This window comes from Alteromonas sp. AMM-1, assembly GCF_047290655.1.
GTDB lineage: Bacteria > Pseudomonadota > Gammaproteobacteria > Enterobacterales > Alteromonadaceae > Alteromonas > Alteromonas mangrovi.
This window is the reverse complement of the sequence record NZ_JBLBUE010000031.1, coordinates 22,515-31,332: the sequence shown is the minus strand read 5'-3', so window position 1 is coordinate 31,332 and position 8,818 is coordinate 22,515. Positions and strand designations below refer to the sequence as shown.

Annotated in this window: 6 protein-coding genes; 3 read left to right on the top strand and 3 right to left on the bottom strand. The window is 48.1% G+C overall.

Features of this window, described 5'->3' with window-relative positions; all coding sequences use genetic code 11:
- Positions 1 to 167: 167 nt before the first annotated feature.
- The gene (glnE, locus tag ACLR2L_RS08075; protein ID WP_413367248.1) at positions 168 to 3,047 is read right to left on the bottom strand and encodes a bifunctional [glutamate--ammonia ligase]-adenylyl-L-tyrosine phosphorylase/[glutamate--ammonia-ligase] adenylyltransferase; all 2,880 of its coding nucleotides are present in this window, start codon (positions 3,045 to 3,047) and stop codon (positions 168 to 170) included.
- A gap of 103 nt (positions 3,048 to 3,150) precedes the next feature.
- Between glnE and ACLR2L_RS08070 the strand changes: the two genes are divergently transcribed.
- A complete protein-coding gene (locus tag ACLR2L_RS08070) occupies positions 3,151 to 4,065 on the top strand; it encodes a DUF350 domain-containing protein (RefSeq protein WP_413367246.1) in 915 nt (304 codons plus the stop codon).
- Here ACLR2L_RS08070 and ACLR2L_RS08065 read toward each other — a convergent pair.
- Positions 4,028 to 4,363, bottom strand: a complete 336-nt coding sequence (locus ACLR2L_RS08065; protein ID WP_413367244.1) for a GIY-YIG nuclease family protein — start codon at positions 4,361 to 4,363, stop codon at positions 4,028 to 4,030. The genes ACLR2L_RS08070 and ACLR2L_RS08065 overlap by 38 nt on opposite strands.
- 64 nt (positions 4,364 to 4,427) lie before the next feature.
- On the opposite strand from ACLR2L_RS08065, the gene hldE reads away from it, so the two are divergent.
- On the top strand, positions 4,428 to 5,864 hold the full coding sequence (hldE, locus tag ACLR2L_RS08060; protein ID WP_413367242.1) for a bifunctional D-glycero-beta-D-manno-heptose-7-phosphate kinase/D-glycero-beta-D-manno-heptose 1-phosphate adenylyltransferase HldE: 1,437 nt from the start codon (positions 4,428 to 4,430) through the stop codon (positions 5,862 to 5,864).
- Positions 5,865 to 6,010: 146 nt separating this feature from the next.
- Positions 6,011 to 7,090 (top strand): XrtA/PEP-CTERM system-associated ATPase, encoded by a 1,080-nt coding sequence (locus tag ACLR2L_RS08055; protein ID WP_140956301.1) that lies wholly within the window; start codon positions 6,011 to 6,013, stop codon positions 7,088 to 7,090.
- A gap of 47 nt (positions 7,091 to 7,137) precedes the next feature.
- Here the strand turns inward: ACLR2L_RS08055 and ACLR2L_RS08050 are convergent, their stop codons facing one another.
- On the bottom strand, positions 7,138 to 8,811 hold the full coding sequence (locus tag ACLR2L_RS08050) for a hypothetical protein (RefSeq protein ID WP_413367240.1): 1,674 nt from the start codon (positions 8,809 to 8,811) through the stop codon (positions 7,138 to 7,140).
- Between the last annotated feature and the right edge of the window lie 7 nt (positions 8,812 to 8,818).

The following is an 8,818-nucleotide window of genomic DNA, read 5'->3' as shown; positions in this document are numbered from 1 at the left end:
TTTCGAAGGAAAAGTGGCTACGTTTGTTTGTCCTAAGCAGCGCTCACTGGTAGTAACTGAAAACGTAACGGAATACCTGACCCAACAGTGCAATCGGGTGCGGGGCTAAACGCTTCCTCATTGCCCAAACAGCCAGCCAGAGCAGGTGTTTGGGCAATGAGATATTGTTATTTAGCTAAGCAAGCTTGCCACAAAGCAGACACGCGCTGGCGAATGGTGTTGAGTGCGTCAGTCTGACTGGCAAGCTTAACACCCGACAACGTGAGCTGATGATAGTGATCGCGCAGAGTTAAATAGGCGTCCTGTAACGCTTGTGCTTGCTCTACCGAAATTAACCCTACCTCTGCAACGGTATCGATGATTCGCAGGTTATCGGTCCATTTTATGAGTGACGGAAACTGATGGGCATAACCCAATACCCAAAATTGGGTCATAAATTCAATATCGGTAATGCCGCCTTCACATTGCTTCAAGTCCAGGCCTTCAGCGTTAGCGTCTAAGAGGTGTTCACGCATCTTCTCACGCATAGACACTACATCATTAACCAATGCAGGGAGTTCTCGTTTGCGCTGCAATACTGATTGGCGAATGCGCATAAAGCTGTCGTGCAGGGCACTATCGCCTACAATGCTTCGCGCTCGCACCAGCGCCTGGTGTTCCCATGTCCATGCTTCCTTTTCCTGATAGTGGGAAAATCCCGATTCATGACAACACAGCAGGCCGGCATTGCCCGATGGGCGAAGACGCAAATCGGTTTCGTAGAGCTGTCCCGCCATGGTTTTGGTGTTGAGCAAATGCATGATGCGCTGCGACAATTTAATGTAAAACTGTTGCGAAGAGATGGATTTGCTACCTGAGGTAATACTGTCACTGGGCGCGTTATGCAAAAATACCAGATCCAAATCTGAACCATAACCCAGCTCATACCCGCCAAGCTTGCCATAACCTACAATCAGAAAGCCGTATTCACCTTCTTTCAGGTGGGCGGGCGTGCCAAATTTGTCGGTTACCTGTCCCCAGGCTGACTTGAGTACAGCATGCAGCATTACTTCGGCCAATGCGGTGAGTTTGTCGCTGACCCGGGCAATAGGCAACGATCCCGAAATATCACTGGCAGCGATGCGCAATTGCTGGCTCAGCTTAAATTGCCGCCACTGTTCCATCAGTTGCTCTGTATCCTCAGGCTCTACACGCAATAAAGCCTGACGAAGTTCGTCGGTATACTCGGCAAAACACAATGAAATATTGGTTTGCTGTTGCTGCAAGTATAGCGGGGTTAATAGTTCGTCCAACAACAAGGGGAAGCTACGTATTTGTTCGGTGATCCATTCACTGCGGGCACACAATTTTATGAGCTGTTTGAGTACGCTGGGATTTTCATGCAGTAGGTCTAAATACGTTGTTCGGCCGGTAATAGCACTTATCACACTGCATAGTCGGGGAAACAGAACCAGTGTTTCCCCTGGGCATTGCTTGAGCATAAAATACAGCAGTTCCGGAATGAGTTTAGCCAGCGTATCCTCGCCTTTCTGCCCAATTCTGTGGCGGGACAGATTTTGTCTGAAATCATTGAGTTGATTAAACAGGGCTTCGGCATTTTCCGGTGATAACTCAGGCGCAAACAGCGCTGAAAATTCAGGGCTCGTCATGGGAACTACCCAGGCGTCCTTGCAGCGCACAAACAATGCGTCCTGTTGCTGCTGTTCATCACCAGGCTCAGCAACCAGTTGATTAAACTGGTCGTGAATGCGTGTTGTTACCTGTTGCAAAGCATCTAAAAAATCTGTGTAACTAAGGTAACCCATCACCCGAGTGAGCACCTGTTGCGGCCAGGGTTCGTCTGGTAATAATTGGGTTTGTTGATCGTTAAATTGCTGCAATGTGTGTTCTGCTTTGCGCAGAAAATAGTAATCTTCAATAAGCGAATCGATGGATTCTTTGTCAATCAGCTTCAGTGCAACTAGCTGATGTAACACGATGAGTAACTGCCTGGATTGCAGGCGAGGCTCACGCCCACCATGAATAAGTTGAAAACTCTGCGCGAAAAATTCCACTTCGCGAATACCGCCCGGCCCCAATTTGATGTTGTTGGTTAGCTGGCGTCGACGCAGTTCTTTATTGATTAATCGCTTCATGTCGCGAATGGCATCCAACGTGGTAAAGTCGAGATACCGGCGATAAATAAACGGTTGTAAAATGCCTTCAAGTTGCGTCCGGTAAGGACAGGGTGGATTCAGTACACGCGCTTTGATCATCGCGTATCTTTCCCATTGTCGGCCCTGATCCTGATAGTAATCTTCCAGCGCGCCGAAGTGCGCAACCAGTGGCCCGCTTTCACCAAATGGACGCAGTCGCATATCAACCCTGAATACCTGTCCATCCACGGTGACCTTATTCAGGGCTGAAATCAATTTTTGTGCAAGTTTGGTAAAAAATTGTTGGTTTTCCAGTGGCTTGCGTGGATGGTCGGTTTCACCTTTGAAGGGGTAGGCAAAAATCAAATCGATATCACTGGAGAAATTCAGTTCATGCCCACCCAGTTTTCCCATACCCAGAATCAGCATAGGTTGAGGGCCGTTTGGCCCTTGCGGTGTGCCATGACGTTCACACAGATGATTATATAACCAATGGTAGGCAGCCATAATTAAAGCGTCGGCCAATACACTCACCTGGGAGAGCGACACATCGATAGATTGTTGGTTGGTTAAATCCCGCCATGCCAGAGCAGCCATATGTATCTGGCGAAATTGGCGCAATACCTCGCATAGTTTAATTTCATTTTCTACGCCAGTAAGTTGTGATTTGAGTAACTCACATAATTGGGGAATGTCGGCATGCAGGTGCCACTGATGGGTAAGAATGTCCGCTAACCATTTTGGCTGAGCGGCAATTATCTCTCCCACAAACGGGCTTAATCCCAGCACGTGCCTGATGTCGTCCTGGTATTGTTCAATTATCGGGTAAGCCTGAATATTCGATGCAATTTTTTGCCACTGTAACTCAGCATTTTCCTGAATAATCGGGAATTGGGTTTTCTCAGTACTCATAATCACTTAGGATAATTAACCTGGATGGATGAAGTCTGGCACAAACCGGTGGCAGGCTCCAGCATCGAAGTACAAATTACCAAGCATGATATTGAGGTAAAACATGGAAACACTGGTTAAGTTAGTGCCGTTATCCCACGATCTGTGGGTGTATGTTGCGATTGATGTGGCATTGGCATTGTTGTTATTACTGGTGATGAAATGGACGAATCGCTCGCGTACCAGTGTGTCAGTGAGTGACGAACTGGGCGTGAAAGACAATTTTGCGTTTGGAATAAGCATTGCCGGAGGCATGTTGTCGCTTTGCATCGTGCTTAGCTCAGTGGTAGGGCGGCATGTGGGGCAGGGGTACGAAGAAGCTGCGCTGGGTATGCTGATGTTTGGGTTTGTGGGTATTCTGCTGGTGAAATTTGGTCGCTTCGCACACGACAAGATTGTGCTGGATGCGGTTGATACGCAACATAAAATCAGCGACCGCAGCGTGAGTGTCGCGCTCGTAGATGCGTCAAGTGTTGTCGCCAGTGCAATTATTCTGCGCAGTATGATGGAATGGGTAAATGGCAGTGACGTGAATGCCATTATCGCCATCGTCACCGGCTTCCTGGTGGTGCTAACTATTTTACTCATTATGACGCGTATTTATGAAATTCGGTACGCATTACAAAACCAGAATCATTCATTCCAGAGTGCCCTTGAGACTGGCCAACTGGCATTAGCAGTGCAGCACGCTGGAAATCTCTTAGGTGTAGCATTAGTTGTGTCTTCTGCTGGTGGCTTGCTTGAATACAATCCCGAAGGCTATGTGAGTAACATTACCGGCTGGCTGGTTACCAGTGTAGGGTTGGCATTATTGCTATGGATGTTGGTGGCGTTCAGTAAAAAAATGCTGCTTAGCGGTATGAATTATCAGCAGGAAGTGGATCAACAGCACAATGTTGGCGTGGCTGCTGTTGAGTTAACGTTGAGTATTGGCATGGCGCTTATTGTGAGTGGAGTGTTGAATTCATCTGCCGGATAAATCCGGTTGCCAATTGTGCGGCCGCCATATCAGCAGGTGGCTGACGCGTTTGTCGGATGATGTCTTCTTTATCTCGGCGGGAATGACGTTTTATCCAGGCTTCCAGTTTTAAAGCAGTAGATTTATCGGCTACTTCAAAGACGCACTCAAATTGAAGCGGGCCCTTACCTCTGAGGGCTTTTGCGCCACCTTTAATGTGCCCACTGTGCTGCCGCAACCGGCGTTCAGGGTGGTTGGTGATGCCAGTGTAGTAAACCTGCTGCGCGGTACTGAGAATGTAAACATACCAAACTGTCATGAATTGGCTCTGAACTACCTTTCACTGTTATACTTGCGCCACTAGTGTAACCAAATAGAAAAAAATGACACTTCCTGATTTTAGCCAAATTCGTATTCTTGTGGCCGGCGATGTTATGCTGGACCGATATTGGACCGGCGCCACGGCGCGCGTATCACCCGAAGCACCCGTGCCGGTGGTCAATATTAATAACATTGAAGACAGACCAGGCGGCGCTGCTAACGTTGCAATCAACCTGGCAACCCTGGGCGCATCAGTCACGCTAATGGGACTGGTGGGGCAGGACGACAACGCCAGTATTCTGCAAACGCGGTTAACCGGCTATGGCATCCAGTGCCACTTTACGTCCTGCGAGCAATTCGACACCATTACCAAATTACGGGTAATGAGCCGAAATCAGCAACTATTGCGTATGGATTTCGAAAAGTCGTTTGCCAGTGTCGATAAATCGCCGTTGGAAGCGGAATTTGCTCGCCAATTGGCACACTGTGACCTGGTTATTTTGTCGGATTATGCCAAGGGGACACTCAGCAATCCTCAGGCCCTGATACAGTTAGCCATTGCACAGGGTAAGCCAGTAGTGGTGGATCCCAAAGGCAGTGATTTCAACAAGTACAAGCACGCCACACTCATTACACCTAATTTATCGGAACTCAGTGCTGTTGTGGGTGAGGTAGACAACGAACAGCAACTGGTAGAGAAATCTAACGCGCTGTGCGAAAGCCTGTCGTTACGGGCTCTGTTAGTTACCCGCTCCGAACAGGGCATGACATTATTCCAGCCCAATCAACCGGAATTCCATTTGCCTGCTAAAGCCAAAGAGGTATACGACGTAACGGGAGCGGGTGATACAGTAATTTCAACGCTTTCTGCTTGTATGGCTGCCGGTGAATCGCTGCAACAAGCTTGTGTACTGGCTAACTTAGCTGCCAGTATTGTTGTGGGTAAACTGGGCACCTCCACGGTATCCACAACCGAACTGGCAGTAGCTGCAGGTCAGCAATCTCAACCGGATGGCGGGGTGATGACCGAAGAGCAACTGGCAATTGCCATTGACGCAGCAAAACGGCGCGGAGAGCGTATTGTAATGACAAACGGCTGCTTCGATATACTGCACGCGGGCCATGTTTCCTACTTAGATGCGGCGGCAAAACGCGGTGACCGACTGATCGTAGCCGTGAATACCGATGCGTCAGTACAGGCGTTAAAGGGCCCTGGTCGTCCAGTGAACAACGTGCAACGCAGAATGGCTGTATTAGCCGGTTTAAGTGCGGTTGACTGGGTAGTCCCCTTTAGCGAGGATACACCGGAGCGCTTAATCAGCCGATTACTACCCGATGTACTGGTAAAAGGCGGCGATTATAAGGTGGAAGACATCGCGGGTGGTAAAGCCGTGATCCAAAATGGTGGCGTAGTAGAAGTGCTTCACTTTGAGGAAGGCGTGTCGACGACAGGCATTATTGAAACCATAGTAAAACGGCAGAGTTTCGAACAGAAGTAATGGCATCAGGGGCGAAATAATCGCCCCTGATTCGTTCTGTCAGTGTGAATTTCGTCGCTGAGATAATGCACAAGCGGTCTCTTTAGGATAAGCTTAACCAAATTGCGCGCAGGCGCCTCATGAAACATTAGCGGTAGTAGCAATCAATGTACGAAAGTTATTATGGACTTAACTCAAAGCCGTTTCAGCTAACTCCGGACCCGGCTTTCTTTTTCGCCAGTAAATGGCACAAGCGGGCCATGTCTTATCTGCAATATGGATTATCGCAGGCAGAGGGCTTTATTGTTATCACCGGGGATATTGGTACTGGTAAAACCACCATCGCGAACAGTTTGCTGGACGACATCGAGAGCGATATTGTAGCGGCACAAATAGTCACGCCTAAGCTGTCTCCGGATGAGCTGGTTAAAATGGTGGCGGCTAAGTTTGATATTGATGTCGCCGGCAAAACCAAAGCGGATATATTAAAAGATCTGGAAAACTTTTTGTTTTCATTGAGCAAACAAGGCAAAAGAGCACTGTTGCTGGTGGACGAAGCGCAAAACCTGCCGCTGGAAACGATTGAAGAGCTGCGCATGTTGTCTAACTTTCAGCAAGCCGGTAAGCCATTGTTGCAAAGCTTCTTGTTGGGTCAGGAAGAACTCCAGCCTATCTTACGTGCGCCGAATATGGAGCAATTTCGCCAGCGAATTGTCGCGTCCTGTCATTTAGCACCGCTAACCCTGGAAGAAGTGCAGTCTTACATCGAATATCGCTTACAGCACGCGGGCTGGAAGGGGACTCAATTGTTCTCTGCTGAAGCCTACGAGCACATCTACAAATTTACTCGTGGTGTCCCCAGAAAAATCAACACGCTGATGGATCGCATCCTGCTGTACGGATTTTTGGAAGAGCTTGAAGTGTTGGACGAAAAAGCCGTAGACGCGGTAATCGACGAAGTTCGCGAAGAAATGTTTGTGCCTGATGAGCCTGTAGCTGCGGAAGAACCCGCTGCTGAAAGCCAGCCGGTTAACGAGGAAAGTAGTCAGCCAGGCAAACCGCAGCGTTTAATCACGCCTAATGGCAATGAAGTAAAAGATGCGGAATATTACAAAGCCATGCTGGGTGAGCTGGTAGATGCACTGGACGATGCTATTAGCCATAAAATTAAACTGACTCAGTACATCGATAAGTTGCTTAAGAAAAAGTATCGTACTTACGTCAGACTGAAATCGGATGATGAATAAAATAAAAAGGGCACTTAATTAAGTGCCCTTTTTTGAGTTGTAAATCACTAACGACCGTTAGTTTGCATTCTGTAGGTCAGGCCCAACGTGATGCGGGTCTCGTTTAGGGTGAATGCAGGGGTAGTTAAATCCCGATTGTCTTCGTTATCCATATACCGGAGCTCCGCATTTACCGATAATCCTCGTGATAACTGATTACGCACACCTAAAGTGTAAACCTTGTTATTAGATTCACCTTCCGTACCATTCAATTCAGTATCAAATATGGAGTATTGTGCTCGGGCGTACAGGCTGCTTCTTGCACCAGCTTGCAGACTGGTATTCATGCCGATTACTTTTTGGATTTGCTGACGGTTGTTTTCACTGTAGGTAGTGTCGATATACCTGGCGTCAAACGACACTCGCAGTTTGCGCTTCTGGAAACCCAGCGTAGAACTCAACTGGCGACGCAGTACAACTTGCTCTGTTACTTCAGAAATAACCTCAGTAAACTGTACAGCTTGTTCTCCGGGCTGTAACTCGTAGTCCAGACTATCGGGCTGGAAACAATCGATAATATCAACCGCACCTGCAGGACATACAAACGTGCCAGCGTCAGCAAAATCAAACAATAAGCTTGAATAAGTTGTTGTACTCTCCTGATATGACACGGATGCTCTGGCAGCACGAGTACCATAATTGAATGTCAGGCTACCCGACTCACCGTAATAACGGCGGCCATAGTCGCCCGAAATGCTGGTTCGGGGAGAGAATTGCCATTGCGTTGATACGCCAATAAACGTCTCGCCGTCGTCATTGCCGTCAGTAGAAATTTTGTTTGCGGTCACGGTAAAAAAACGACCCGCTGCAGGACGGTAATTTAAGCCGACGCCGTAAGTGTTGAAACGTTGAAACTGACCATCGAACAAGCCAAAACCGCCCGATAGCTGACCCTCTGTTTCAAATTCTTCGTGAGTAGCAGTAACGACCAGGCCAAAGTCACCATACAGGTTGTAGCCAATTTGACCGTTGGCAGACTGAGATTCAAAAAAACCAAAGTCCTGACGGTCAATTTTGCGGTAATTTGCGCTGGCGTTCCAGTATGCATCGCGGAACCAGTCGCCGTTAGCCAGAACCAATGTGGCTGAGGCACCTTTTGAATCAATGCCGGTATTTTGGCTAGCTAATTCATCGTCGGTAAGTGACGCATCACTTTTGGCCTGATAATAACGGCCACTGATACTGACATCTGCAAAATCGTTACGGGCTACAGCCAGTGCAGCGCCAATACTGTGAGTGGTCGTTTTGGTCAGGTCCTGGTTGTTCAGCAGAAAATCTGACGAGGTGTAAGAGCCTGGTCTTACAGACTGATAACCTTGTGAACCCTGGGCAAAAATCTGAAAAACGTTATCAATAACGTTTAGCGTGCCGTTATATGTAAATTCAGTAAAACTATCAGAGCGGCTACCGGCATCTAATTCAAAGCGCTGATACAGATGCGTAGCGGCAACGTTTGCATTTAACTTGTTGCTGATATAACTGGCCACCACTGTTGGAGAAATTTGCAGCGTATCTCTGTCTTCATAGCGGCCCGGTGTATCATCAGACGAATCAAGTGACTGATGTACCAATGACGAGTTTACTGAACCGGTAATTTGCACATCGGCTACCGATGCGGTACTGAATACTGCCGCGCACAGCGTGGCGATAAGTGCCGGGCGAAATTGTTCAATCCTTTCCACAAGCTAT